The organism is Stenotrophomonas maltophilia complex sp. Om-AH-Sm3, assembly GCF_059337855.1.
Genome location: NZ_JBYBLQ010000015.1, coordinates 34,640 through 60,396 on the forward strand (window position 1 = coordinate 34,640; position 25,757 = coordinate 60,396).

21 protein-coding genes are annotated in these 25,757 nt (G+C 67.1%); 14 read left to right on the forward strand and 7 right to left on the reverse strand.

Features of this window, described 5'->3' with window-relative positions; all coding sequences use genetic code 11:
* Nucleotides 1–336: 336 nt before the first annotated feature.
* From mdtD to AC10QF_RS16370, 5 genes are all read right to left on the reverse strand, one after another.
* A complete protein-coding gene (gene mdtD, locus AC10QF_RS16350; protein WP_005418383.1) occupies nucleotides 337–1,746 on the reverse strand; it encodes a multidrug transporter subunit MdtD in 1,410 nt (469 codons plus the stop codon).
* A 92-nt stretch (nucleotides 1,747–1,838) separates the two neighbouring features.
* Nucleotides 1,839–2,921 carry a uroporphyrinogen decarboxylase gene (hemE, locus tag AC10QF_RS16355; RefSeq protein ID WP_032954409.1) on the reverse strand — a complete coding sequence of 361 codons (1,083 nt, stop codon included), beginning with the start codon at nucleotides 2,919–2,921 and terminating at the stop codon, nucleotides 1,839–1,841.
* Nucleotides 2,922–2,946: 25 nt separating this feature from the next.
* Nucleotides 2,947–3,186, reverse strand: a complete 240-nt coding sequence (locus tag AC10QF_RS16360) for a WGR domain-containing protein (RefSeq protein WP_053498927.1) — start codon at nucleotides 3,184–3,186, stop codon at nucleotides 2,947–2,949.
* Nucleotides 3,187–3,288: 102 nt separating this feature from the next.
* Nucleotides 3,289–4,401 carry a 3-dehydroquinate synthase gene (gene aroB, locus AC10QF_RS16365; protein WP_005418377.1) on the reverse strand — a complete coding sequence of 371 codons (1,113 nt, stop codon included), beginning with the start codon at nucleotides 4,399–4,401 and terminating at the stop codon, nucleotides 3,289–3,291.
* The gene (locus tag AC10QF_RS16370; RefSeq protein ID WP_069139384.1) at nucleotides 4,398–4,940 is read right to left on the reverse strand and encodes a shikimate kinase; all 543 of its coding nucleotides are present in this window, start codon (nucleotides 4,938–4,940) and stop codon (nucleotides 4,398–4,400) included. The genes aroB and AC10QF_RS16370 overlap by 4 nt, the downstream gene beginning before the upstream one ends.
* Before the next feature lie 98 nt (nucleotides 4,941–5,038).
* On the opposite strand from AC10QF_RS16370, the gene AC10QF_RS16375 reads away from it, so the two are divergent.
* Nucleotides 5,039–5,242, forward strand: a complete 204-nt coding sequence (locus tag AC10QF_RS16375) for a dodecin family protein (RefSeq protein WP_005410663.1) — start codon at nucleotides 5,039–5,041, stop codon at nucleotides 5,240–5,242.
* A gap of 6 nt (nucleotides 5,243–5,248) precedes the next feature.
* Here the strand turns inward: AC10QF_RS16375 and AC10QF_RS16380 are convergent, their stop codons facing one another.
* Nucleotides 5,249–6,076, reverse strand: coding sequence for a kinase (locus AC10QF_RS16380; protein WP_069139385.1), 828 nt, complete (start codon nucleotides 6,074–6,076; stop codon nucleotides 5,249–5,251).
* Nucleotides 6,077–6,116: 40 nt separating this feature from the next.
* On the opposite strand from AC10QF_RS16380, the gene pdxH reads away from it, so the two are divergent.
* The 4 genes from pdxH to AC10QF_RS16400 all read left to right on the forward strand — a co-directional run bounded on the left by pdxH (nucleotide 6,117) and on the right by AC10QF_RS16400 (nucleotide 8,178).
* Nucleotides 6,117–6,716, forward strand: a complete 600-nt coding sequence (gene pdxH / locus AC10QF_RS16385) for a pyridoxamine 5'-phosphate oxidase (RefSeq protein ID WP_053498923.1) — start codon at nucleotides 6,117–6,119, stop codon at nucleotides 6,714–6,716.
* 9 nt (nucleotides 6,717–6,725) lie between these two features.
* Nucleotides 6,726–7,085, forward strand: coding sequence for a YqfO family protein (locus AC10QF_RS16390; RefSeq protein ID WP_069139386.1), 360 nt, complete (start codon nucleotides 6,726–6,728; stop codon nucleotides 7,083–7,085).
* Nucleotides 7,086–7,246: 161 nt separating this feature from the next.
* Nucleotides 7,247–7,708: a DoxX family protein gene (locus AC10QF_RS16395; protein WP_494542514.1), complete on the forward strand. Its 462-nt coding sequence runs from the start codon at nucleotides 7,247–7,249 to the stop codon at nucleotides 7,706–7,708.
* Between the two features lie 32 nt (nucleotides 7,709–7,740).
* Nucleotides 7,741–8,178, forward strand: a complete 438-nt coding sequence (locus tag AC10QF_RS16400) for an SMI1/KNR4 family protein (RefSeq protein WP_238562418.1) — start codon at nucleotides 7,741–7,743, stop codon at nucleotides 8,176–8,178.
* A gap of 26 nt (nucleotides 8,179–8,204) precedes the next feature.
* On the opposite strand, the gene prpR is transcribed toward AC10QF_RS16400, so the two are convergent.
* Entirely contained in the window at nucleotides 8,205–9,788 is a 1,584-nt protein-coding gene (prpR, locus tag AC10QF_RS16405; protein ID WP_494542515.1) for a propionate catabolism operon regulatory protein PrpR, read from the reverse strand.
* Nucleotides 9,789–9,942: 154 nt separating this feature from the next.
* On the opposite strand from prpR, the gene prpB reads away from it, so the two are divergent.
* The 9 genes from prpB to pbpC all read left to right on the forward strand — a co-directional run bounded on the left by prpB (nucleotide 9,943) and on the right by pbpC (nucleotide 25,714).
* Complete coding sequence (gene prpB, locus AC10QF_RS16410) at nucleotides 9,943–10,836, forward strand: methylisocitrate lyase (protein ID WP_005418360.1); 894 nt, start codon at nucleotides 9,943–9,945, stop codon at nucleotides 10,834–10,836.
* Nucleotides 10,837–10,871: 35 nt separating this feature from the next.
* Nucleotides 10,872–12,029, forward strand: coding sequence for a bifunctional 2-methylcitrate synthase/citrate synthase (prpC, locus tag AC10QF_RS16415; RefSeq protein WP_005418357.1), 1,158 nt, complete (start codon nucleotides 10,872–10,874; stop codon nucleotides 12,027–12,029).
* A 97-nt stretch (nucleotides 12,030–12,126) separates the two neighbouring features.
* Nucleotides 12,127–14,745, forward strand: a complete 2,619-nt coding sequence (gene acnD, locus AC10QF_RS16420; RefSeq protein WP_069139388.1) for a Fe/S-dependent 2-methylisocitrate dehydratase AcnD — start codon at nucleotides 12,127–12,129, stop codon at nucleotides 14,743–14,745.
* A 100-nt stretch (nucleotides 14,746–14,845) separates the two neighbouring features.
* The gene (locus tag AC10QF_RS16425) at nucleotides 14,846–15,088 is read left to right on the forward strand and encodes a type II toxin-antitoxin system ParD family antitoxin (protein WP_065178214.1); all 243 of its coding nucleotides are present in this window, start codon (nucleotides 14,846–14,848) and stop codon (nucleotides 15,086–15,088) included.
* Nucleotides 15,085–15,447 (forward strand): type II toxin-antitoxin system RelE/ParE family toxin, encoded by a 363-nt coding sequence (locus AC10QF_RS16430; protein WP_069139389.1) that lies wholly within the window; start codon nucleotides 15,085–15,087, stop codon nucleotides 15,445–15,447. Before AC10QF_RS16425 ends, AC10QF_RS16430 begins: the two co-directional genes overlap by 4 nt.
* Before the next feature lie 3 nt (nucleotides 15,448–15,450).
* A complete protein-coding gene (prpF, locus tag AC10QF_RS16435; protein ID WP_005418353.1) occupies nucleotides 15,451–16,629 on the forward strand; it encodes a 2-methylaconitate cis-trans isomerase PrpF in 1,179 nt (392 codons plus the stop codon).
* 124 nt (nucleotides 16,630–16,753) lie between these two features.
* A complete protein-coding gene (locus tag AC10QF_RS16440; RefSeq protein WP_494542516.1) occupies nucleotides 16,754–18,214 on the forward strand; it encodes a bifunctional 2-methylcitrate dehydratase/aconitate hydratase in 1,461 nt (486 codons plus the stop codon).
* Nucleotides 18,215–18,375: 161 nt separating this feature from the next.
* Complete coding sequence (locus tag AC10QF_RS16445; protein WP_494542517.1) at nucleotides 18,376–23,283, forward strand: alpha-2-macroglobulin family protein; 4,908 nt, start codon at nucleotides 18,376–18,378, stop codon at nucleotides 23,281–23,283.
* A gap of 49 nt (nucleotides 23,284–23,332) precedes the next feature.
* Nucleotides 23,333–25,714, forward strand: coding sequence for a penicillin-binding protein 1C (gene pbpC / locus AC10QF_RS16450; RefSeq protein WP_494542518.1), 2,382 nt, complete (start codon nucleotides 23,333–23,335; stop codon nucleotides 25,712–25,714).
* Nucleotides 25,715–25,757: the final 43 nt, after the last annotated feature.

Sequence of the window (25,757 nt, forward strand, 5' to 3'; positions counted from 1 at the left end):
CGATTTCAAGTCGAAATATTCGATTTCAATGGACGTTCATCCACGCATGGCGTGGAACTACCCGATCGCGAAAATCTGTCAGAGGTGGGGTGGTGTGGGCTTGCAGGACCGTTGGCGCCATGGATGGCGCCATCGAGCCCACCATGGGTGAGGGCGCTTTGCTTGCGAAGCACTGCTTCGCAAGCGCCCGAACGCACAGCCGCCAGCGGCTGGGCCGGTCTGGGGGTTTACGGCGTGTCCTGCAAGCCCACACCGCCCCACCACCCACGGAATGCTCGCTGTTGCTGTTGCTTCGGCCTCTGCGGGGGCAGGGCCGCAGGCCCTGCCGAACCACCCTCATTCCGCAACGTGCTCGACCTGCCGCGGTTCGGGCTTGGTGTCGGGCAGCTGCCAGAAGATCATCGTCGAGGTCAGCGTGATCGCGCCCACGCACAGGAATGTGGCATGCAGCGCGGCGGTCGCGCTGTTGCTGTCCAGGTGATTGCCGAACGCGGCCAGCAGGCTGCCGGCCGCCGCGGCGCCGAAACCGGCGGCCAGCATCATCACCATCGACAGCAGGCTGTTGCCGGAACTGGCGAATTCGCGGTCAAGGTCGCGCAGCGTCACGGTGTTCATCACGGTGAACTGCAGTGAATTGACCGCGCCGAAGAACGCAAGCTGCACCAGGCGCCAGGCCAAGTGCTGGCCAGGTGTCATCAGGATGAAGCTGGCCATTGCCAGCCCCACCAGCACGGTGTTGGTCATCAGCACGCGGCGGTAGCCGTAACGTTCGACCAGCTTCACTGCCAGTTTCTTCGACACCATGCCAGCCGCCGCTACGGGCACCATCATCAGGCCGGCGTTCATCGGGCCGAGGCCGAGGCCGACCTGCAGCAGCAGCGGGATCAGCATCGGCATGGCACTGCTGCCGATGCGTGAGAACAGGTTGCCGAGGATGCCGATGCGGTAGCTGGGTACGCGGAACAGGGCCAGCGAGAACAAGGGTGCGGTGGAATTGGCGGCATGCAGCCAGTAGCCCACCAGCGCAGCCAGGCCCGCGACCGTCATCAGCATCACCAGCGCGTGTGGGGTGCCGAGTCCGGAGATGCCGTCCAAGGCCAGCGACAGCACCACCATCGCAAAGGCCAGCATGATGTAGCCGCGCAGGTCGAAACGGGTGCGATGGCTGGCGTAATGGTCGGGCATGATCTTCATCGCGGCGATGAAACCGATCACGCCGATCGGCAGGTTGATCAGGAACACCCAGTGCCATGAGGCGATCTCGACCAGCCAGCCGCCCAGCGTCGGGCCGATCAGCGGGCCGACCAGCGCGGGGATGGCGATGAAGCTCATCGCGCGCAGGAAATCCTCGCGCGGCACCGAGCGCATCACCGCCAGCCGGCCGACCGGCAGCAGCATCGCACCGCCGATGCCCTGCAGCACGCGCGCGCCGACCAGCTGGTGCAGGTGCTGGGCCAACGCGCAGGCCAGCGAGCCGAGGGTGAACAGGATGATCGCCACCAGGAAGGTGCGCCGGGTGCCATAGCGGTCGGCGATCCAGCCCGAGGCGGGAATGAAGGTGGCGACCGCCAGCGCATAGCTGAACACCACCGACTGCATCTGCAGCGGGCTCTCGCCCAGGCTGGCCGCCATCGCCGGCAACGCCGTGTTGACGATGGTCGAGTCCAGCATCTGCATGAAGATCGCCAGGGACACCAGCCACAGCAGGGGACGCTGGCGGTTGTAGGTCGATGGCGATGTGGACATGGGGTGTGGCCGGTGCAGCGTGGGGGCCGCCATGATCGCGCACTGCGGGTCACGGCGCGATCAACATCGCGCCGTGATGGCATGCGGAATGCTCAGCGTTGGCTGTGCGCGTGCACCGCGTCGACCAGGACCTGCACATGCGCCGGGTCCATGTCCGGCGACATGCCGTGGCCGAGGTTGAACACATGGCCTTCGCGCGAGCCGCCGTTGCCGGCGGCATAGGTGTCGAGCACGCGCGCTGCGGCCGTGGCGATCGCATCCGGCGAGGCGTACAGCGTGGTCGGGTCGAGGTTGCCCTGCAGCGCGACGCGACCACCGGTGCGGCGCATTGCTTCGTCCAGGTCCAGCGTCCAGTCCAGGCCAAGTGCATCGGCGCCGGTCTGCGACAGTGCTTCCAGGTGCAGGCCGGTGCCCTTGCCGAACAGGATCAGCGGCGTGCGCTCGCTGCCTTCGCCGCGATCCAGGCCCTGTGCAATCCGCTGCAGGTAACGCAGCGAGAACTCGCGGTACATCGCCGGCGACAGCACGCCACCCCAGGTGTCGAACACCTGCAGCGCCTGCGCACCGGCCGCGCGTTGCGCACCGAGGTAGGCGATCACCGCTTCGGTGGTGACCTCCAGCAGGCGGTGCAGCGCCTGCGGATGGTTCAGCGCCATCGCCTTGATGCGTGCGAAATCCTTGCTGCCGCCGCCTTCCACCATGTAGCAGGCCAGCGTCCAGGGGCTGCCGGAGAAGCCGATCAGCGGCACCTGGCCGTCCAGCTCGCGGCGGATCAGGCGTACCGCATCCATCACGTAGCCCAGGTCCTGCTCCATGTCCGGCACCGCCAGCTTGGCGATGGCCGCTTCATCACGCACCGGATGGCGGAACTTCGGGCCTTCGCCTTCGACGAAGTACAGCTCCAGGCCCATCGCATCGGGAATGGTGAGGATGTCCGAGAACAGGATGGCTGCGTCCAGGGGGAACCGGCGCAGCGGCTGCAGAGTGACTTCGCAGGCGATCTCCGGGGTCTTGGCCATGGCCAGGAAGCTACCGGCCTTGGCCCGGGTCGCGCGGTATTCCGGCAGGTAGCGGCCGGCCTGGCGCATCAGCCAGACGGGGGTGCAGTCCACCGGTTCGCGGCGCAGGGCGCGCAGCAGGCGATCGTTGCGGAGAGGGCTGGTCACGATGGGCATTCCTTGGACGGGAGGAGCAGCGGCGTCAGTCGCCGTGCGAAAGGATCTGGAAGCCGCGATGCAGTTCGGCATCGCGGGCCTTCTCGAAGGCGTGGCGGGCGTCGTCGGCCTGCAGGAACAGCTCGCGCCGCAACTGCGAGCGGCTGCCGACGCGGCCGCTCTCGCGCAGCAGCTCCCAGCCGCCGAACAGGTCCGGCTGCAGGCTCAGGCGCAGGAAACGCGGTGCCTGCGCACCGGCGTCGGGATGTTGCAGGTAGACGTGCATGGCGCCGATTGTAGCGGGGCAGGGGTGACCCCTGCCGCAACGTGGTAGTGCCGGCCGCTGGCCGGCAACTTCATGCATGGAGGAGCCGGCCAGCGGCCGGCTCTACCTGGCTGACAGCACCTTCAGTACCGCCGCCTCATCGACGTCCGGCACCACTTCGGCGCGGCCCATGCCGCGCCACAGCACCAGGCGCAGGCGGCCGGCCACGTTCTTCTTGTCCAGGCGCATGCGGCCGAGCAGGGCCTGCGGGTCCAGCCCGGCCGGGATCGCCACCGGCAGGCCGAGGCGTTCCAACAGTGCCTGCAGGCGAGCGCGGTCGGCATCGTCGGCCAGGCCGAGGTCGGTGGACAGCTTCGCCGCCAGCACCATGCCCACCGCCACCGCCTCGCCATGGTTCAGCGCATCGCGGCCTGGAGCCGAGTAGCCCTGCTCGGTTTCGATGGCATGGCCGAAGGTATGCCCGAGGTTGAGCAGGGCACGTTCGCCCTTCTCGAACGGATCGCGCTCGACGATGGCGGCCTTGTGCCGGCAGCTGCGCGCGATGGCTTCGGAAAGCACGTGGTCTTCACCGGCGACCAGCGCATCGGCATGCTGCTGCAGCCATTCGAAGAACACCGCGTCGCCCAGCGCACCGTACTTCACCACTTCGGCCAGGCCTGCACGCAGTTCGCGCGGCGGCAGGGTGGCCAGCACGCGGGTATCTGCGATGACCGCACGCGGCGGATGGAAGGCGCCGACCAGGTTCTTGCCGGCCGGGATGTCGACGGCGGTCTTGCCGCCCACCGACGAATCGACCATCGCCAGCAGGGTGGTCGGCAGCTGCACGCAGTCCACGCCGCGCATCCAGCAGGCGGCGGCAAATCCGGCAAGGTCACCGACCACGCCGCCGCCGAGGGCGAAGACACAGGCGTCGCGCGTGGCGCCGAGCGCCGCAAGCGCTTCGATCGCGCGGCCGAATTCGGCCAGCGTCTTGGAGGCCTCACCGGCGGCCAGCACGTGCTCGCCGATGATCAGGTCGGGACGCGCGGCCAGCAGGGTCTGCTTCACCGGCGCCAGATAGCGCGGGGCGACTTCGCTGTCGCTGAGCAGCAGCACGTGGCGGCCGCGAACGTGCGCGGCCAGTGCAGCGCCATCGGCCTGGGCACCGGCGCCGATGGTGATGGTGTAGGGGCGGTCGCCGCCAACGGCGACCTGCAGCAGGGCGGGGGAAGTCATACAGTCAGGTCCTGGCGCTGCCATTGCGTGGCCAGCTTGACCACCAGCTGGGCAGTCGCATCGGCAGCGGTGTACGGGTCGGTATCGAGGGTGAGGTCGGCCAGTTCGCGGTATAGCGGGTCGCGGTGTGCGGCCAGGTCGTGCAGCACCTGCTCGCGGTCCGGGCGTTGCAGCAGCGGCCGGCCCTTGTCGCGGGCCAGGCGTTCCAGCTGCGCGGTCACGCTGACCCGCAGGTAGACCACGAAGCCGCGGCGGGCGATCAGTGCACGGTTGTCGGGGTCCAGCACCGCGCCGCCGCCGGTGGAGACCAGCTGGCCGCGGCCTTCCAGCACACGGGCCAGGGCCTCGCGTTCATGGTTGCGGAAACCGGCTTCGCCGGCGTGCTCGAAGATGGTCGGGATGCTGGCACCGGCGGCATCGACGATGGCCTGGTCGACATCGACGAAGTCCAGCGTGAAGCGCTCGGCCAAGCGGCGGCCGATGCAGGTTTTGCCGGCGCCCATCGGGCCGATCAGGATCAGGTTCGGAGCAGGATTCATGCCCTCTGATGCTAACACCTCCGTGCCCTGGCCTTTACGTTCTTCACGTCAGGGTAGGCGTTCCAGCGGGGTCTCCCGCGCCAGCCGGAGTACAGGCCATGACGGTCGCCAAGGTCATCGAAATCACCGCCTCCTCGCCGAAGAGCGTGGAGGACGCCGTGCGCAGCGGGCTGAAGAAGGTCTCCGAGACGGTCAAGGGCATCCAGGGCGCCTGGGTGAACGAGACCAAGGTGGTCACCAATGGCAGCGGCGAGATCACCGAGTGGCGGGTCAACCTGCGGGTGACCTTCCTGGTGGAATAGGCGCGCTCAGCGCACGTCCTGCACCTGGCGCTGGCCGTCCAGTACCACCACGTGGTCGGCGAGGGCGGGCAGGGTGTGCAGTGCCTGCCGACTGACCCGCTCGTAGTACTGCACGAAGCGCTCCAGCTGTGGCCGGCTCATACCGTGCCGGCCCGGCTGCGTGGCCTGCAGGTTCTGCTCCTGCTGCCAGCGCCAGCGCGGTACCACCGAAAAATCCGGCGGCTGAAGGAACCATAGCCGGTCGCAGCGCTGCCACAGCGCCGGGTAGTCGCGGGCCAGCGCCTGGTTGCACCAGCGCCGCCAGCGGCCATCGGCGTCGGCCTCGCGTTCCAGTGCATTCAACGGGCTGTCCAGCGCGTCGTCATCCTGCGCGGGCGTGCCCAGGAACCAGCCTTCGAACACCAGCAGGTCCAGCGGTTGGTGCAGGCGCGGCCATTGCGCTTCTGGCAGGCGTTCGTCGGCCAGCTTGTCGAAACGCGGCATCGCGAAGGGCTGCCGCGCGGCCACCGCATCCAGCACTGCGTGGGCCAGCGGCAGGTCGTGGGTGCCCGGCGGGCCCCGGGTGATCAGCAGTGGATGCACCTGGCGGGCAAGCCGTTGGCGCTGCACGCGGGTCAGGTAGACGTCGTCGATCGACAGCGTGGCGGCGTTCAGGCCGCGTGCCTGGGCGCGGGCCACGACCTGCGCGGCCAGCGTCGATTTGCCGCTCCCCTGCAGGCCGCTGATCGCCAATACTGGAACCGCTGCGCCACTGCCCAGTGCGTCGTCCAGCACCTGTTCGGCCAATGTTTCGGGGAATCCTTTCACCTGGGGCATATACGCAGCAGCGGCCATGCAGCCACAATAGCCCAATCCGTGTGAGAAGAACGCAATCATGAGCGACCTGTACGCCGAAGCCCTGTCCACGTTTGCCAGCCTGTTCGAAGAGGCCAGGCAGAGCCGCGAGGTCGAGCCGAACGCCATGACCGTGGCCACCGCCGATACGCACGGCCGTCCGTCGGCGCGCACCGTGCTGCTGAAGGCGTTCGATGAGCGTGGCTTCGTGTTCTACACCCACCTGGACAGCCACAAGGGCCGGGAGCTGCAGGCCAATCCGCAGGCTGCACTGCTGTTCCTGTGGCGCAGCCTGCGCGAGGCCGGCATCCAGGTGCGCATCGAGGGTCGCGTCGAGCAGGTGGCCGATGCCGAGGCCGACGCCTATTTCGCCAGCCGCCCGCGGATGAGCCAGATCGGCGCCTGGGCTTCGCAGCAGTCGAAGACGCTGGCCACGCGCGAGGAATTCGACGCGCGCGTGGCCGAGGTCGAAGCGCGCTTCGAAGGCAAGGACGTGCCGCGCCCGGAGGGCTGGAGTGGCCTGCGTGTGGTGCCCGACCGCATCGAGTTCTGGTACGGCGCGCAGTTCCGCCTGCACGAGCGCTGGTGCTATGAAGCCGGTGCTGAAGGGCGCTGGAGCAAGCGACTGCTGTATCCGTAAGGCTGACTGATGCAACGCCTGCCGCTGTACCGCGTGGTGGTGTTCGTGCCGTCGGCAGCACTGGACGCAGTGAAGCAGGGCATCCTTGCGGTGGATGCCCTGGCAGGGGGGGACTACGAGCACGGCATGTGGTGGTCGGCGCCGGGGTTCGAGCAGTTCCGCCCGCGCGTGGGTGCGTCGCCCGCGCAGGGTGAGGCGGGGCGCACCGAAGTGGTCGCCAGCGAGCGCCTGGAGTTCTGCCTGCCGCGTGATCCGCAGCGGTTGCAGCGCATCTTCGAACAGGGCATCGTGCCGCATCATCCGTGGCGGGTGCCGGTGGTGCAGGTGGAGGAAATCGAGCTTCTGCTGGCCGACGCACGGCTGTTGTAGAGCCGAGCCATGCTCGGCTGCTGTTGCTCTGGCGCGTAAAGCAGTCGAGCATGGCGCGACTCTATAGGAGCGGATTGTCGCATTCAGACCCATCCGCTTCATCTGCAGGCAGGCAACCAACCGACACACTCCAACCGATGTCCTCGACTTCCGGAGTTGCCATGCTTTCCTGGCGTTGCCTGTTCGCCGTACCTCCCCCGCGTCGCGGCGTGGAAGCGCTCCTGCCGTTGCTCGCCCGCATCGTGACCGGGGTGATGTTCTGCGTCTCCGGCTGGAACAAGGTGTTCACCGACGCCGGGCGCGAGCGCATGGTGCATACGCTGGTCGATGCGGGTATCCCGCTCCCGGTATTCAGTGCGCCGGTGCTCGGTGCGGTTGAATGGATCGCCGGCGGCCTGCTTGTGCTGGGGCTGGTGAGCCGCCCTTCGGCCCTGCTGTTGGCGGCGATCTGCGCAGTGGCGGCGCTGACCGATGGTATCGCGCGCATTCCTGCGGGACTGAGCGTGCCGGATTGGCTGAGTTGGTTCTTCTACCTGAGCGAAGTGCCGCTGGGCGTACTGCTGCTATGGATTGCCGCAGTGGGGAGTGGACGGTTCGCGATCGAAGCGCGCGGGGCGCGTTGAACATTGAGTGATGCGGAGGCAGTTGAATGCGGATGAATGATCTGATCCGGCGCGTGGTTCGCGCGTACCCGGATCGTCGGAATCCTGATTGCGCTTCGGCGGCCGACGTCATGCGTCGCTTGGGCGTTGCTCCTCACTGCGATATGTGGATTTTCTACATGGCGGTCAATGGCGCGCTGCCTGCTGTGAGCGGTAGGCTTGAGTTGTTGCGTATCGTTGGTCCTGGAATTCCGAAGATTCCAGACCAGGCTGAGTACGTTTGGGATCGTTACGAGCTCCCAGCGGATTTTCTTCCGTTGTCATCTGACGAAGGTGAGGGGATGTATTTGTACGATGTGCGAAAGGAAGATGTGCATGACTATTGCCTGGCTCGGCATGATCAGTTTCTTTCGGGTGAAACTCCTGCCCGTTGGAAGAATTTCGTAGATTTCATCGTTTGGTACATCAACGATGATGATCGGGCGGCTTAGATGAAGCAGTCGAGCAAGCTCGACTTCTACAACCCTTCAGCGCGCAACCAGCGCCACAGCGTGGTGCGGGATACCCCCAGCGCCTGCGCCATGCCCTCACGATCATGCCGGTGTTCCCGCAGCAGTGCTTCCAGCTGCGCACGCGGTGGCCGCTTGCCGTTGCTTTCCACCGGCAACGCCGCGACACCTTCATGCACCAGCTCGGGTGCCAGCTGCAGCAGGCGCGCTGCATCGATCAACCCTTCCCCAGGCTGCCAGTGGATGCGTAGTCGATCCACCAGATTGCGCAGTTCGCGCACGTTTCCCGGCCACTCGGCCGCGCTCAGCAACGCCAGTGCCTCCTGATCAAATGGCGCGTCGATGCCACGCAGCTGGCGGAAGAAGTGCTGTGCCAGCAGCGGGATGTCACTGCGCCGCGCACGCAGCGGGGGCAGGGCGATGCGTAGTGCGGCCAGCCGGTAATACAGGTCGCGACGGAAGCCGCCGGTCGCCGCGTGCTGTTCCAGCGACTTCAGGGTGGCGGCCACCACGCGCAGGTCGACTGCGGTCGGTTCGGTAGCGCCTACACGCAGCACCTCGCGTTCTTCCAGCACGCGCAGCAGGCGGGTCTGCAACGGCAGCGGCAGTTCGCCGATCTCATCCAGGAACAACGTACCGCCATCGGCGGCCTCGACCAGGCCCACGCGACCACCGCGCCGTGCACCAGTGAAGGCACCATCGCTGTAGCCAAACAGTTCGGCTTCCAGCAGTGATTCGCTGATGGCGCCGCAGTTCAGCGCCACGAAGCGCCCGCGACGGCCGCTGGCGGCGTGCAGTTGACGCGCCACCAGCTCCTTGCCGGTGCCGGTTTCGCCGGTCACCAGTACGGTGCTGTCATGCGGTGCATAGAGCGCGATCTGTGCGCGCACCTGGGCCATCGCTTGGCTGTCGCCGAGCAGTTCATGCGTGTCGGCACGCGCTGCCGGGCGCCGGCGCGGGGCGGCTCGGTTGCCGCTGGAGCGGGCCAGCGCCTGGGTCAGTTCCAGCGCATGTTCGAACGCCTGCCGCACCGAGTCGGCCGAGTACAGCAGCACACCGGGCAGGCCGGCCTGTTCGGCATGGTCGATGGCCATGCCGGTGCCGACGATGACCTCGATGCCGTTGGCGCGCAGGTCGGCGATGCAGTCGCGCGCATCCTCGCGGGTGACGAAGCGGCGGTGCTCGATATCCAGGCCGAAACTCTGCTGGAAGTTGCTGAACGCCGGTACGTCGCTGGCGTGGGTGACCAGGCCGATGCGGCTGGCGATGCGGCGGGCACGGGCCAACGCTTCCATCAGGTCGAAGCCATTGGCCTGGATCGGCACCAGTGGAAGCTCCAGCCGACCGCGCAGCCAGGCCGCGTTGGAGCCGCCGGCGATGACCACGTCGCAATGCTCGCGGCGCAGGCGTTGACCGATCACATCCACCGCTTCCTCGAAACCTAGGTTGATCTGCTCGATGCGCGCGCGTCGATCGAATTCGGGAATGACATCGCCGAGCAGGCCGGTCAGGCGCGAGACGCTGACCGTCCAGATCACCGGGCGACCGGGGTCGGTGTCGGCGTGGCGCAGGGGTGAGCGGGGCAGGTACATGGCGGCTGGAGGTCGACGTGATGTTTCATGATACATCCGTTTCAGTGTTTCATATGTTTCACTATTGCGTGGCGGTCATCCCCGTGAAATCAACGGCTTGCAGCTTGGCATGGTGCTTGCGCCTACCTATCCGTTCTCCAACCTGGATTGCCGCATGACCGCTTCCGCCCCTTTCTCCGCCGGTGCCCGCTTCCGTGAGGCGCTTGCTGCCGAATCGCCGCTGCAGGTGATCGGCGCCATCAACGCCAACCACGCCCTGCTGGCCAAGCGCGCCGGCTTCCGCGCCATCTATCTGTCCGGCGGCGGTGTTGCCGCGGGCTCGCTGGGCCTGCCGGACCTGGGCATCAACACCCTGGAAGACGTGCTGGTGGACGTGCGCCGCATCACCGATGTCTGCGACCTGCCGCTGATGGTGGACATCGATACCGGCTTCGGGCCGAGTGCGTTCAACATCGCGCGCACCGTGAAGTCGCTGATCAAGGCCGGCGCGGCCGCCTGCCACATCGAAGACCAGGTTGGCGCCAAGCGCTGCGGTCACCGTCCGGGCAAGGAGATCGTCTCGCAGGGTGAAATGGTCGACCGCGTGAAGGCTGCCGCCGATGCCAAGACCGATCCGGACTTCTTCCTGATCGCGCGTACCGACGCCATCCAGGTGGACGGCGTGGACAAGGCCATCGAGCGCGCCATTGCCTGTGTCGAGGCCGGTGCCGACGGTATCTTCGCCGAGGCGGCCTACGACCTGGACACCTACCGTCGCTTCGTCGACGCGGTGAAGGTGCCGGTGCTGGCCAACATCACCGAATTCGGTGCCACCCCGCTGTTCAGCCGCGATGAACTGGCTTCGGCCGGTGTTGCGATCCAGCTGTTCCCGCTGTCGGCGTTCCGCGCGGCCAACAAGGCGGCCGAGAACGTCTACCAGGCGGTGCGCCGCGATGGCCACCAGCGCAACGTGGTGGAAACCATGCAGACCCGCGAAGAACTCTACGACCGCATCGGCTACCACGCCTTCGAGCAGCAGCTCGATGCGCTGTTCGCCGCCAAGAAATAAGCAGTACCCTGCACCATCAAGTTTCGGAGGGAAACATGAACGATACGACCGCAACCCCGACCTTCAAGCCGAAGAAGTCCGTCGCCCTGTCCGGCACCGCCGCCGGCAACACCGCGCTGTGCAGCGTGGGCCGCAGTGGCAACGACCTGCATTACCGTGGCTACGACATCCTGGACCTGGCCAACACCAGCGAGTTCGAGGAAATCGCCTACCTGCTGGTGCACGGCAAGCTGCCAACCCGCGCCGAGCTGGTTTCGTACAAGGCCAAGCTGAAGTCGCTGCGTGGCATCCCGGCCGCGGTGAAGGCCGCACTGGAAGAACTGCCGCCGTCGGCACACCCGATGGACGTGATGCGCACCGGTGTGTCCGTGCTCGGCTGCGTGGCGCCGGAGAAGGATGACCACAATCATCCGGGCGCGCGCGACATTGCCGACAAGCTGATGGCCTGCCTCGGCTCGATGCTGCTGTACTGGTACCACTGGAGCCACAACGGCCGTGCCATCGACGTGGAAACCGACGATGACTCGATCGGTGGCCACTTCCTGCACCTGCTGCACGGCGAGAAGCCGCAGGACTCGTGGGTGAAGGCGATGCACACCTCGCTGATCCTGTACGCCGAGCACGAGTTCAACGCCTCGACCTTCACCTGTCGTGTCATCGCCGGTACCGGCAGCGACATGTACAGCGCGATCTGCGGTGGCATCGGCGCACTGCGTGGCCCGAAGCACGGCGGCGCCAATGAAGTGGCGTTCGAAGTGCAGAAGCGCTACGACAATCCGGATGAGGCCGAGGAAGACATCAAGGCCCGCGTCGAGCGCAAGGAAGTGGTGATCGGCTTCGGCCATCCGGTCTATACCGTCTCCGATCCGCGCAACAAGGTGATCAAGGACGTGGCCCGCGAGCTGTCCGAAGAACAGTCGAGCATGAAGATGTACGACATCGCCGAGCGCCTGGAATCGGTGATGTGGGACATCAAGAAGATGTTCCCGAACCTGGACTGGTTCAGCGCCGTCAGCTACCACATGATGGGCGTGCCGACCGCGATGTTCACCCCGCTGTTCGTGATCGCGCGCACCGCCGGCTGGAGCGCGCACATCATCGAGCAGCGCATCGACGGCAAGATCATCCGCCCGAGCGCCAACTACATCGGTCCGGAAGACCGCGACTTCGTCGCCATCGACAAGCGCGTCTGATCCACCTGCTGTCCCCATCCGGCCGGCCGCGTGCCGGCCGGATGCTTTCGCCGCCGCACCGCCGGCACCCGGCCCGCCCCAAGCATTCCGCCAGCCCATGAATACCGATTACCGCAAGAACCTCCCCGGCAGCGCGCTGGACTATTTCGACGCGCGCGCCGCCGTCGATGCGATCCAGCCCGGCGCCTATGCCACCCTGCCGTACACCTCGCGCGTGCTGGCCGAGAACCTGGTGCGCCGCTGCGATCCGGCCACGCTCGCCGATTCGCTGAAGCAGCTGATCGAGCGCCGCCGCGACCTCGATTTCCCATGGTTCCCCGCGCGCGTGGTCTGCCACGACATCCTCGGCCAGACCGCACTGGTCGACCTGGCCGGCCTGCGCGATGCGATCGCCGACAAGGGCGGCGACCCGGCCAAGGTGAATCCGGTGGTGCCGGTGCAGCTGATCGTCGATCACTCGCTGGCGGTGGAGTGTGGTGGTTTCGATCCGCAGGCGTTCGAGAAGAACCGCGCGATCGAGGATCGCCGCAACGAAGACCGCTTCCACTTCATCGACTGGACCAAGCTGGCGTTCGAGAACGTGGACGTGATTCCGCCGGGCAACGGCATCATGCACCAGATCAACCTGGAGAAGATGTCGCCGGTGATCTACGTGCAGGACGGCGTAGCCTTCCCCGACACCTGCGTGGGCACCGACAGCCACACCCCGCACGTGGATGCGCTGGGCGTGATCGCGATTGGTGTGGGCGGCCTGGAAGCCGAGAACGTGATGCTCGGTCGTGCCTCGTGGATGCGACTGCCGGATATCATCGGCGTCGAGCTGACCGGCAGGCCGCAGCCGGGCATCACCGCCACCGACGTGGTGCTGGCGCTGACCGAATTCCTGCGCAAGGAGCGCGTGGTCGGCGCGTACCTTGAATTCTTCGGCGAGGGAGCGGCGGCACTGACCATCGGTGACCGCGCCACCATCTCCAACATGTGCCCCGAATACGGCGCCACCGCCGCGATGTTCTACATCGACGGGCAGACCATCGATTACCTGCGCCTGACCGGGCGCGAGGAATCGCAGGTGGCGCTGGTGGAAAACTATGCGCGCACCACCGGCCTGTGGGCTGACGACCTGGCCACCGCACAGTACGAGCGCGTGCTGCGCTTCGACCTGTCCAGCGTGGTGCGCAACATGGCCGGCCCGTCCAACCCGCACAAGCGCGTGGCGACCGCCGATCTGGCCGAGCGCGGCATCGCCGACGAGGCTAAGCTGGCAGCGGGCAAGGCCGAGCAGGCGCAGGGCCTGATGCCGGATGGCGCGGTGATCATCGCCGCCATCACCAGCTGCACCAACACCTCCAACCCGCGCAACGTGATCGCTGCCGGCCTGCTGGCACGCAAGGCCAACGAGCGCGGCCTGCTGCGCAAGCCGTGGGTGAAGTCCTCGCTGGCGCCCGGCTCGAAGGCGGTGCAGCTGTACCTGGAAGAGGCCGGCCTGCTGCCGGACCTGGAAAAGCTGGGCTTCGGCATCGTCGCCTTCGCCTGCACCACCTGCAACGGCATGAGCGGCGCGCTCGATCCGGCCATCCAGCAGGAGATCATCGACCGGGACCTGTACGCCACGGCTGTGCTGTCGGGTAACCGCAACTTCGATGGCCGCATCCACCCGTATGCGAAGCAGGCGTTCCTGGCCTCGCCGCCGCTGGTGATCGCCTATGCCATCGCCGGCACCGTGCGCTTTGACATCGAGAAGGACGTGCTGGGCGTGGACGCCGACGGCAACGAGGTGCGCCTGAAGGACATCTGGCCGAGCGATGCCGAGATCGACGCCGTGGTCAAGGCCTCGGTGAAGCCGGAGCAGTTCCGCCGCGTCTACAACCCGATGTTCAATGTACGCGTGGAGCATGGTGCCGCGGTCAGTCCCCTGTACGACTGGCGCCCGCAGAGCACCTACATCCGCCGTCCGCCGTACTGGGAGGGCGCACTGGCCGGTGAGCGCACGCTGTCGGGCATGCGCGCGCTGGCGGTGCTGCCGGACAACATCACCACCGACCACCTGTCGCCGTCCAACGCGATCCTGGCCTCCAGTGCCGCCGGTGAATACCTGGCGAAGATGGGCCTGCCCGAAGAGGACTTCAATTCCTACGCGACCCACCGCGGCGACCACCTGACCGCGCAGCGCGCCACCTTCGCCAACCCGAAGTTGTTCAACGAGATGGTGCGCAACGACGATGGCAGCGTGAAGCAGGGTTCGCTGGCGCGCGTGGAGCCGGAAGGCAAGGTGATGCGCATGTGGGAGGCGATCGAAACCTACATGGACCGCAAGCAGCCGCTGATCATCATCGCCGGTGCCGACTACGGCCAGGGCAGCTCGCGTGACTGGGCCGCCAAGGGCGTGCGCCTGGCTGGCGTGGAGGCGATCGTGGCCGAGGGCTTCGAGCGGATTCACCGTACCAACCTGATCGGCATGGGCGTGCTGCCGCTGGAGTTCAAGCCGGGCACCACCCGCCTGACCCTGGGCATCGATGGCACCGAGACCTTCGACGTGGTCGGCGAGCGCACCCCGCGCGCCGAGCTGACGCTGGTCATCCACCGCCGCGACGGCCAGGACGTGATCGTGCCGGTCACCTGCCGCCTGGACAGCGACGAGGAAGTGGCGATCTACGAGGCCGGTGGCGTGTTGCAGCGCTTCGCGCAGGACTTCCTGGAAGGCGCCAAGGTGGCGTGATACCGGCCTGAATGCCTGCCCCCGGAGGCCGGGGGCGGGCTTGTCCGACACCTGGGCAGGGCGCACACTGACTTGGCAAAAACTGCCAATGGAGAGTCTCATGGCCACCATGAACATTTCGCTGACTGATCCGCTCAAGCAGTTCGTGGACGAAGAAGTGCGCGAAGGCGGCTACTCCAGCACGTCGGACTATGTGCGCGACCTGATCCGCCAGCGCCAGCGCAGCAAGGCCGAAGCACTGCTCAAGCAGTTGATTGCCGAGGGGCTGTCTTCTGGTCCTTCGGCGCCTCTGGCGCCGGATCACTTCGACAAGCTCCGTGAGCGTGCTCGGAACCGCAAGTGAGACCTTCGCACTGGTCTCCTGCAGCGGTTCTAGATCTCGACCAGGCAGCAGCCTGGTATGCAGATCAGGGCGGAGAAGTGCTGGAAGTTGGCTTCATCGATGCGGTGGAGTCCGTCGTCAAGCTGATCGAGGCTCACCCGGGTGCTGGTTCCACATTGCATGCGGATCTGTTGCCCTCGCTGCCAGCGCCGTTGCGTTTTCATCCGGTTCGTCGCTTCGACGGCTACCTGGTCTACTACGTGGAGCTACCTGCGCACGTTTCCATCGTGCGCATCTGGAATGCTTCGCGGGGTATGGAAGCACTGCTCGAAGACGAGGAGCTCAACCCCGATATTGGTTCGTCGCACCCAGGATACTGATCCATGACTTTCCTCCCTCAACTCCGTATTCCCGCCACCTACATGCGCGGTGGCACCAGCAAGGGCGTGTTCTTCCGCCTGCAGGACCTGCCCGACGCCGCGCAGGTGCCGGGCGCCGCACGCGATGCGCTGCTGATGCGCGTGATCGGCTCGCCCGATCCGTATGGCAAGCAGACCGACGGCATGGGCGGTGCCACCTCCAGCACCAGTAAATGCGTGATCATTTCCACCGCCTCGGTGCCGGACCACGATGTGGACTACCTGTACGGCCAGGTCTCGATCGACACCGCCTTCGTCGACTGGAGCGGCAACTGCGGCAACCTCAGCACTGCGGTGGGTCCGTTCGCGATCGCCAACGGCCTGATCGATCCGTCCCGCGTGCCACGCGACGGCCTGTGCACCGTGCGCATCTGGCAGGCCAACATCGGCAAGACCATCATCGCCCACGTGCCGATGCGCGATGGCGAAGTGCAGGAGACCGGTGATTTCGAGCTGGATGGCGTGACCTTCCCGGCCGCCGAGATCCAGCTGGAGTTCATCGATCCGTCCGATGACGGCGATGCGGGCGCGATGTTCCCGACCGGCAACCTGGTCGACACCCTGGACGTGCCGGGCGTGGGCAGTTTCGAGGTGACCATGATCACCGCCGGCATTCCGACCATCTTCCTCAATGCGGCCGACCTGGGCTACACCGGCACCGAACTGCAGCCTGCGATCAACGAGGACAAGGGGGCGCTGGAGCGCTTCGAGAAGATCCGCGCCTACGGCGCCTTGCGCATGGGGCTGATCAAGAACCTGGAAGATGCGGCGACCCGCCAGCACACGCCGAAGGTGGCCTTCGTGGCACCGGCGCAGGACTACGTGTCGTCCAGTGGCAAGGTCATTCCGGCCTCGGCGATCGACCTGCATGCGCGTGCGTTGTCGATGGGAAAGCTGCACCACGCGATGATGGGTACCGCTGCCGTGGCGATCGGCACCGCGGCAGCGATTCCGGGCACGCTGGTCAATCGCGCTGCTGGAGGCGGCGAACGCGAAGCGGTGACCTTCGGCCATCCCTCCGGCACGTTGCGCGTGGGTGCGCAGGCCGGTCTCGTTGACGGCCAATGGACGGTGACCAAGGCCATCATGAGCCGCAGCGCCCGCGTGCTGATGGAAGGCAAGGTGCGGGTACCGGTCGAGTGATGCGTTGGTGAACGCCAACCAAGGTTGGCGACTACCGGGCCGCAGAGACCGATTGCTTTGATAGATGCCAACCTTGGTTGGCATGGTGCACGGGCAACCGTGCACCGCAACGAGGAGATCGATAATGTCCGACAGCCACACCCCATCCAACGAGCGTGCAGCGTGGGATGCGCTGCTGGTGGGCATCGTCGACTACGTGCGCGACGCGCGCATCGACTCACCCCTGGCGTTCCAGACCGCGCACCACTGCCTGCTCGACACGCTGGGCTGCGGCCTGGAAGCGCTGTCGTTCCCGGCCTGCAGCAAACTGCTTGGTCCACTGGTGCCGGGCATCAGCGTGGTCAACGGCGCGCGCGTTCCGGGTACGCATTACGTGCTGGACCCGGTGCAGGCCGCCTTCAACATCGGCGCGATGGTGCGCTGGCTGGATTTCAACGATACCTGGCTGGCGGCCGAATGGGGGCACCCTTCGGACAACCTGGGTGGCATCCTTGCCGTCTGCGATTGGCTGGGGCGCAACGCGCAGGCTCTGCGGCGCCCACCGCCGACCGTGCGCGACGTGCTGCTGGCAATGATCAAGGCGCACGAGATCCAGGGCGTGCTGGCGCTGGAGAATTCCTTCAACCGGGTCGGGCTGGACCACGTGGTGCTGGTCAAAGTGGCCACCACCGCCGTGGTTGCGCAGCTGCTCGGCCTGGATCGCGAGCGCATGCTCAATGCGTTGTCGCTGGCCTGGGTCGATGGTCAGTCCCTGCGCACCTACCGGCACGGACCCAACACCGGCTCGCGCAAGAGCTGGGCAGCTGGCGATGCGACCAGCCGTGGCGTGCGCCTGGCGCTGATGGCGGCCAGTGGCGAGATGGGCTACCCCAGCGTGCTCAGCGCGCCGACCTGGGGCTTTGAAGCGGTGTCGATGCATGGCAAGGCACTGACGCTGGGGCGACCGCTGGGCAGCTACGTGATGGAGAACGTGCTGTTCAAGATCAGCTACCCGGCCGAGTTCCATGGCCAGACCGCAGTGGAGGCGGCCATCATGCTGCACCAGCAGTTGCGTGCGATGGGGCGGCGGGTCGAGGACATCGCGCATATCGCGATCCGGACCCAGGAAGCCTGCATCCGCATCATCGACAAGCAGGGCCCGCTGCATAACCCGGCCGACCGCGACCATTGCGTGCAGTACATGGTCGCCATCGCGCTGCTGCACGGGCGGCTGGTGGCCGAGGATTACGAGGACGACGTTGCCGCTGATCCACGCGTCGATGCCCTGCGGGCGAAGATGGCCTGCCATGAGGATCCGCAACTCAGCGCCGACTACCTGGACCCGGACAAGCGCAGCATCGCCAACGGCCTGGGCGTGCGCTTCAGCGACGGTACTGAGCTGCCCGAGGTACTGGTGGAATACCCGCTCGGCCATGCCCGACGCCGGGAGGAAGGCATTCCGCTGCTGATGGACAAGTTCCGCCGGCACCTGGCCCACCGCTTCCCGACAGTCCAGCAGCAGCGCATCCTGGCGGCATCACTGGATCCGGTGGCGCTGGCGGCAATGCCGGTGACCGACTATGTGGACCTGTACCTGCCGGGGTGAGGCCGCTCTGGTAGAGGCCAACCTTGGTTGGCATGTGGGGGGGGCGCCAACCAAGGTTGGCGGCTAGCGGGTCCCGGGCGGAACCGGGTTTCCGACCGCCGGGGCGCCAACGCCTTGACGCGGCCTGCCTATAATGGCCACCTCGATCAAGGAGTGACGACATGAGCGGTCCGGCACGGCGGAAGCGGTGGGGATGGGCGGCGGCGGTACTGGCAGGAGGCCTGTTGCTGGGCCTGGCCGGCTGCCGCAACGACAGCGGGCAGTTGCCCAAGGCCAGTGGCGAGGCGATCACCACCAAGGCCGAGCAGGTGAAGGAATTCACCCTGCTGCGGGCCTACCCGGACCAGAAGAATGACGGCCTGTCGCTGGCGCTGGAGTTCTCGCGCCCGCTGGTCGGCACCCAGGATTTCGACACGCTGGTGCGCTTCGAGGAGAAGGTCGGCACCGAAGACAGCAGCTGGACGCTGTCCGATGACGGCCTGACCCTGCGCTACCCGTTTGTCGAGGCCGGCAAGGAGTTCAGCCTGGTGGTCTCGCCGGACCTGCTGGCCGCTGATGGCAGCCGCCTGGGCAAGGAACTGAAGCAGAAGGTGTTCAGCGGCGAGCTGAAGCCGGTGGTTGGCTTCGCCTCGCAGGGCAGCGTGCTGCCTGCCAAGGACAGCCGTGGCCTGCCGGTGGTCTCTGTGAACGTTCCGGAAGTCGACGTCGAATTCCTGCGCGTGCGCGAGAAGGATCTTCCGACCTTCTTCAGCCAGTACCAGCGCGGCGGCCGCCGTGGCAGCTGGGAGCTGAGCAGCGACTACGAGCGCAGCCCGATCAACAAGCTGGCCGAGCCGGTCTACGTCAACCGCTTCATCCTTGGCGGCAAGCAGAACGAGCGGGTGCTGACCTACCTGCCCACCCAGGACATCAAGGAACTGCAGGAGCCGGGCCTGTACTTCGCCCTGCTCAAGCGTACCGGTGACTACGAAGGCGAGTTCGACACCGCGTTCTTCTCGGTCAGCGACATCGGCCTGCATACCCGCGCCTACAAGGACAAGCTGTTCGTGCACACCGCCGGTCTCAAGGACGGCGCGCCACTGAAGGGCATCGACCTGCGCGTGCTCGACGCCAAGGGCGAGGTGGTGCTGAAGGGCAGCACCGACGGCAATGGTAATGCGCTGCTGAACTACACCCTGGATGCCACCCACGTGCTGGTCGCCAGCAGTGGCAAGGACACCAGCTTCCTGCCGTTCAACCAGCCGGCGCTGGACCTGAGCGAATTCGCCGTGGCTGGCCGTGACAACGCCTGGTTCGATGTCTATGCCTGGTCCGGGCGCGACCTGTACCGGCCGGGCGAGACCGTGCGGCTGTCCGCGCTGCTGCGTGACAACGACGGCAAACCGGTCAAGGCCCAGCCCGTGTTCCTGCGCCTGAAGCAGCCCGATGGCAAGACTTTCCGCGAGACCCGGCTGCAGCCGGGTGACCAGGGCTACATCAATTTCGAGCAGGTGATCCCCGCCGAGGCGCCGACCGGGCGCTGGCAGGTCGAGTTCCGCACCGACCCGGCCAGCAAGGAAGCGATCCAGGGCATGACCCTGCGCATCGAGGAGTTCCTGCCCGAACGCATGAAGCTGGACCTGGACAGTGCGCAGAAGACGCTGAAGCCGGGTGAGGACCTGCGCCTGCAGGCCAATGGTGCCTACCTGTATGGCGCACCGGCCGATGGCAACCGCTTCACCGCACGCATGGCGGTGGCTGCCGAACAGAAGCCGGTGGACGGCCTGCCGGGCTATTTCTTCGGTGACCCGACCCTGCAGCTGCCGCGCGAGGCCAAGGACGTGATCGATACCACGCTGCCGGGCAATGGCCAGCTGCGTGAGGATGTGGCGTTGCCGGAAGAGGCGGCCAAGGCCAAGGCGCCGATCGCCGTGGTGCTGTCCGGCAGCCTGTATGAAACCGGCGGCCGCACAGTCACCCGCACCCTGAAGCGGGTGATGTGGCCGGCCAATGCGCTGGTCGGCGTGCGGCCGCTGTTCAATCCGGACGATGGCGCCGATTCCAACGGCAACGCGCGCTTCGAGCTGATGCGTGTGGATGCTGCCGGTGCGCCGCAGCCGGCCAAGGGCCTGAAGATCACCCTGGTGCGCGAGCTGCGCGACTACCACTGGACCTTCAACGACAACCGCTGGGACTACGACTTCACCCGCCGTTTCGAGAACAAGGAAACCCGCACCGTCGATGCCGGCAACAGCGCGGTCGCCTTTGATTTCCCGGTGGAGTGGGGCGAGTACCGGGTGGACGTGCTCGATCCGTCCACCGGCCTGACCAGCCGCTATCCGTTCCGTGCCGGCTGGAGCTGGGGCGATGACAACCGTGGCCTGGATGCGCGCCCGGACAAGGTCAAGCTGGGCCTGGACAAGACCGGTTACAAGGCCGGTGACACCCTGGAGGTGACGGTGACCCCGCCGCACGCCGGCAAGGGCATCCTGATGGTCGAGACCGACCGCATGCTGTATGTGCAGGACATCGAGGCCAAGCCGGGTTCGACCTTCAAGATCCCGGTCACCGCCGACTGGGAGCGCCACGACGTCTACATCACCGCGCTGGTGTTCCGTGGCGGCAGTGCGCCGAGCAAGATCACCCCGGCCCGCGCGGTAGGCGTGGTGCATGTGCCGATGGACCGCAAGAGCCGCACGGTGGCCGTAGGCCTGGTCGCGCCCAAGCAGATGCGGCCGGAGCAGGACCTGCCGGTAACCGTCAGTGCGCCGCAGCTGGCCGGCAAGACCGCGCACGTCACCGTTTCGGCGGTGGACGTGGGCATCCTCAACATCACCCGTTTCCCGGTGCCCGATGCCGGTGCACACTTCTTTGCCCAGCGTCGCCTCGGTATCGATGCCTACGACATCTACAGCCGGGTGATCGAGAGCTTCGATGGTGGCAGCGGCAAGCTGAAGTTCGGCGGCGACATGGCGCTGCAGGCATTGCCGCAGGCCAAGCGCCCGACCGCGCGCGTGCAGACCGTGGACCTGTTCTCCGGCCCGGTACAGCTCGATGCCAAGGGCAATGCCCGCATCCGGCTGAAAGTGCCGGACTTCAACGGCACCCTGCGCGTGTCGGCGCTGGTCTACAGCGATGACCAGTACGGCAAGCGCGACGTGGAAACCATAGTGCGCGCACCGATCCTGGCCGAAGCCAGCATGCCGCGCGTGCTGGCCCCGGGCGACCGCAGCACCGTGACCCTGGACGTGCAGAACTTCACCGGCAAGCCGGGCCAGTTCAACGTGAAGGTGGAAGCCCAGGGCCCGTTGAACCTGGGCGAGGGCAGCCGCAGCGTGCAGTTGAATGCCGACGCCAAGACCACGCTGAGCTTCCCGTTGTCGGCACGCGAAGGCCACAGCGTGGCCAAGGTGAGGGTGCGGGTGGACGGCAACGGCTTCAAGGCCAATCGCCGCTACGACCTGCCGGTGCGTGCGGCGTGGCCGCAGGTGCTGCGTTCGCAGGTGCGCACGCTCGATCCGCTGGCCGCGGTCAGCCTCGACAACAGCCTGACCGATGGCCTGATGTCCGAGTCGGTCAATGCCCGCCTGCTGGTCAGCCCGCTGCCGCCGATTCCGTTCGCCAGTGCACTGCAGGGCGCGCTGAACTATCCATATGGCTGTGCCGAGCAGACCACCAGCAAGGGTTACGCCGCGCTGATCCTGGACCAGGCCACCTCGTCGATGCTCGGCGCCGATGGCCTGGATGCCAAGACCCGCCGCGAGCGCATGGAAGGTGCGTTCGGTCGCCTGGCGTCGATGCAGGTGGCCAACGGCAACTTCTCGATGTGGGGTGACGACGGCTACGTGAACCCGTGGCTGACGCCGTACATCACCGAGTTCCTGCTCGATGCCAAGGACGCCGGTTTTGCGGTGCCCGACAACGTGCTGCAGAAGGCGCTCAACCGGCTCAGCGAGGATCTGCTGTCCGGCGGCAATCAGTTCTACGGCCAGGATGACCGCGAGAAGCTGAAGTTCGCCAACCAGGCCTATTCGGGCTACGTGCTGGCCCGGGTCAACCGTGCGCCGCTGGGTACCCTGCGTACGCTGTACGACAACGAGCGCAGCAAGGCGGTGGGTGGCCTGTCGCTGGTCCACCTGGGCGTGGCGTTGTCACTGCAGGGCGATGCCAAGCGTGGCCAGGCCGCGCTGGCCGCGGCCTTCGCCAAGTCCAGCAGCGAGCGCCCGTCGTACTTCGGCGACTACGGCAGCGCGATCCGCGATGACGCGCTGATGATCGCGCTGACCCACGAGAACAAGCTGGCCAGGCCGGCCTGGGACGCACGCGCGGTCGACCTCGGTCGTGGCCTGGATGCGCGCCGCAATGCCGGCTGGATGTGGCTGAGCACGCAGGAGCAGGTGGCGATTGCCCGCCTCGGCAAGGCGCTCGCCGCCAATCAGAAGGCACTGGTAGCGGGTGAGCTGGTGATCGGTGGCAGCACCGAAGCGATTGGCGAGCGCAAGCTGTTCGGACGCAACTTCAGCGCCAGCGAGCTGGCCAGTGGCGTGCGCTTCACCCCGCAGGGGCAACCGCCGATGTTCGCCAGCATCGACGTGGCCGGTATCCCGCGCAGTGCGCCCGCACCGGACAACAGCGTAGTGGGTATTGAACGCAGCTACTTCGGTACCGATGGCAAGCCGTGGTCGCCGCGCCCGCTGAAGGAAGGCGAAGCGCTGATCGTGCGCGTCACCGTCACCGCCGACACCACGATGCCCGATGCACTGCTGACCGACCTGCTGCCGGCGGGCCTGGAGATCGAGAACTTCAACCTGGGCGATGCCAAGCAGTGGGCCGACGTGGTGGTCGATGGCATCACCATCAGCGACCGGGGTGAGGCCGCCGATACCAAGCACGAGGAGTTCCGCGACGACCGCTACGTGGCTGCGCTGAAGCTCTCGCGTGGCAGCAAGGCCAACGTGTTCTACCTGGTCCGCGCGGTGACGCCGGGTACCTACTCGGTGCCGCCGCCGCTGGTGGAGGACATGTACCGGCCGCAGCTGCGCGGTGTCGGCCGCAGCAACCCGACCACGATCACGGTGGTACAGCCGTGACCGCGCGGACGGGCCGCGACGGCGCGGCCCGTCCTGCTGGCAACCCGCAATGAAGAACACGATGACGACCCGGCTGGCGACCCTGCGCCGCCGGTGGCGGCCGCTGTGGCCGTGGCTGCGCTGGGGCATGGCCGCTGCGCTGGCGCTGCTGCTGGTGCTGGATTTCGCCTTCCCGCCGCCGCTGCCGAAGCAGCGTGATACCAGCACACTGGTGGTGGCTGCCGACGGCACGCCATTGCGGGCGTTTGCCGATGCCGAGGGCGTGTGGCGGTATCCGGCCTCGGTCGACAGCGTCTCGCCGCTGTACCTGCAAGCGTTGCTGACCTACGAAGACCGCTGGTTCTGGCGCCATCCGGGCATCAACCCGCTGGCGATCCTGCGGGCCAGCGGCCAGCTGCTGCGCGGCGGCCGCATCGTGTCCGGCGGTTCGACCCTGACCATGCAGGTCGCGCGCATTCTCGATCCGCACTCACGCACCCCGTGGGGCAAGCTGAAGCAGATGCTGCGTGCGGTGCAGCTTGAGGTGCACCTGAGCAAGCAGCAGATCCTGGCCCTGTACCTGGAGCGTGCACCCTACGGCGGCACCATCGAAGGCGTGGAAGCGGCCAGCTGGGCCTATCTGGGCAAGCCGGCGGCGCAGCTGTCGCATGCCGAGGCTGCGCTGCTGGCGGTGCTGCCACAGGCGCCCAGCCGGCTGCGCCCGGACCGCCATCCGGAAGCTGCGCAGAAGGCGCGCGACAAGGTGCTGTCACGCATGGCCGAGCTGGGCGCGTGGACACCGGAAGAAGTGGAGGATGCGCGCGTCGAGAACGTGGTGGCGCGTTCGCTGCGCCCTCCCTTGCACGCCGCGCTGCTGGCGCAGCGCCTGCACTCGGCGCATCCGGGCCAGGCACGCATCCAGAGCAGCATCGACATCGGCCTGCAGCGCACGCTGGAAGAGCGCGTGGCCAGCTATTTCTCGACGCTGCCCGAGCGTACTTCGGCGGCCCTGCTGGTGGTCGACAACCGGACCCTGCAGGCACGCGCCTATGTCGGTACATTGTCCTTCGGTGACCGCCAGCGGCTGGGTCACGTGGACATGGTCCAGGCCTGGCGTTCGCCAGGCTCCACGCTCAAGCCGTTCCTGTACGCGATGGCGCTGGACGATGGCCTGATCCATTCGGAAAGCCTGCTGGTCGATGCACCGCAGAGTTTCGGCAGCTACCGCCCCGGCAACTTCGACATGGCCTTCAATGGGCCCATCGGTGCCTCCAACGCATTGCGGCTGTCGCTCAACGTGCCGTCGGTGGATCTGCTGCAGCGGGTCGGCGCCGCGCGCTTCGCTGCCCGGCTGTCGCACGCGGGCATCCAGATGCGCTTCCCGCCGGGCAGTACGCCCAACCTGTCGCTGATCCTGGGCGGCACCGGCGCGCGCCTGGAAGACCTGGTCGGCGCCTTCGCCGCGCTCAACCGGAGCGGTATCGCCGGCCGCGTGCGTTACACCGATGACGAGCCGATGATCGAGCGGCGCCTGGCCTCGCCGGGCGCCAGCTGGATCGTGCGCGAGATGCTCGAATCAAACCCGCGCCCGGGATACAGCGCCGGGACGTTCGATGTCGGTGGCCGCCCGCGCGTGGCGTGGAAGACCGGCACCAGTTACGGGTACCGCGATGCATGGGCGATCGGCAGTACCCGCCACTACACGGTGGGCGTGTGGGTGGGCCGGCCGGACGGTACTCCGTTGCCGGGCCAGTACGGCGCGGTCACCGCGCTGCCGCTGATGTTCGAAGTGGTGGACAGCCTGCCGCGCCAGCGTGGTGATTCGGCGGCCGCGCCGATGCCGGCCAGTGTCAGCCAGGAAGACATCTGCTGGCCCACTGGCGAACGTGCCGAGGGACTGCCGGCCGCACTGTGCCAGCGGCGGATGCCAGCCTACCTGCTCGATGGCGCCGCACCGCCGACCTTCCCCGAACGCGAGGCGCGGCGCTGGCAGCCGGGCCGGCAGCGCTACCTGGCCGATGCCCGCAGCGGACTGCGCGTGTCTGCCGATTGCCGCTTGCCGCACGAAGAAGTCGCCCGCGAGATCGCGCGCTGGCCGGCGTTGCTGTCACCGTGGCTGCCCAAGGCCACGCGCGAGGCTTCGCAGTTGCCGGGACTGTCGCCAGACTGCCGCGACGACGGGCGCGAGGCCAGCGTCGCGCTGCATGTGGACGGGCTCAATGACGGCGCCACGCTGGCGCGCGCGCCTAATTCGGAACACGGCGTGCGCCTGCAGCTGCGCGCGCTGGGCAGCGAGCAGGCGGTGGACTGGTTGCTGGACGGCCGCTGGATCGCGCAGACCCACGGCGCGCAGTTGATGCAGCGCGAGTTCGCCGATCCCGGTGCGCATACCCTGACCGCCTTGGCCGCAGACGGCGCGTGGACGCAGGTACGGTTCACTGTCCTCCGGTAGGCGCCGGGCCATGCGCGGCGCGCGGTCCAGCGCCAACGACACC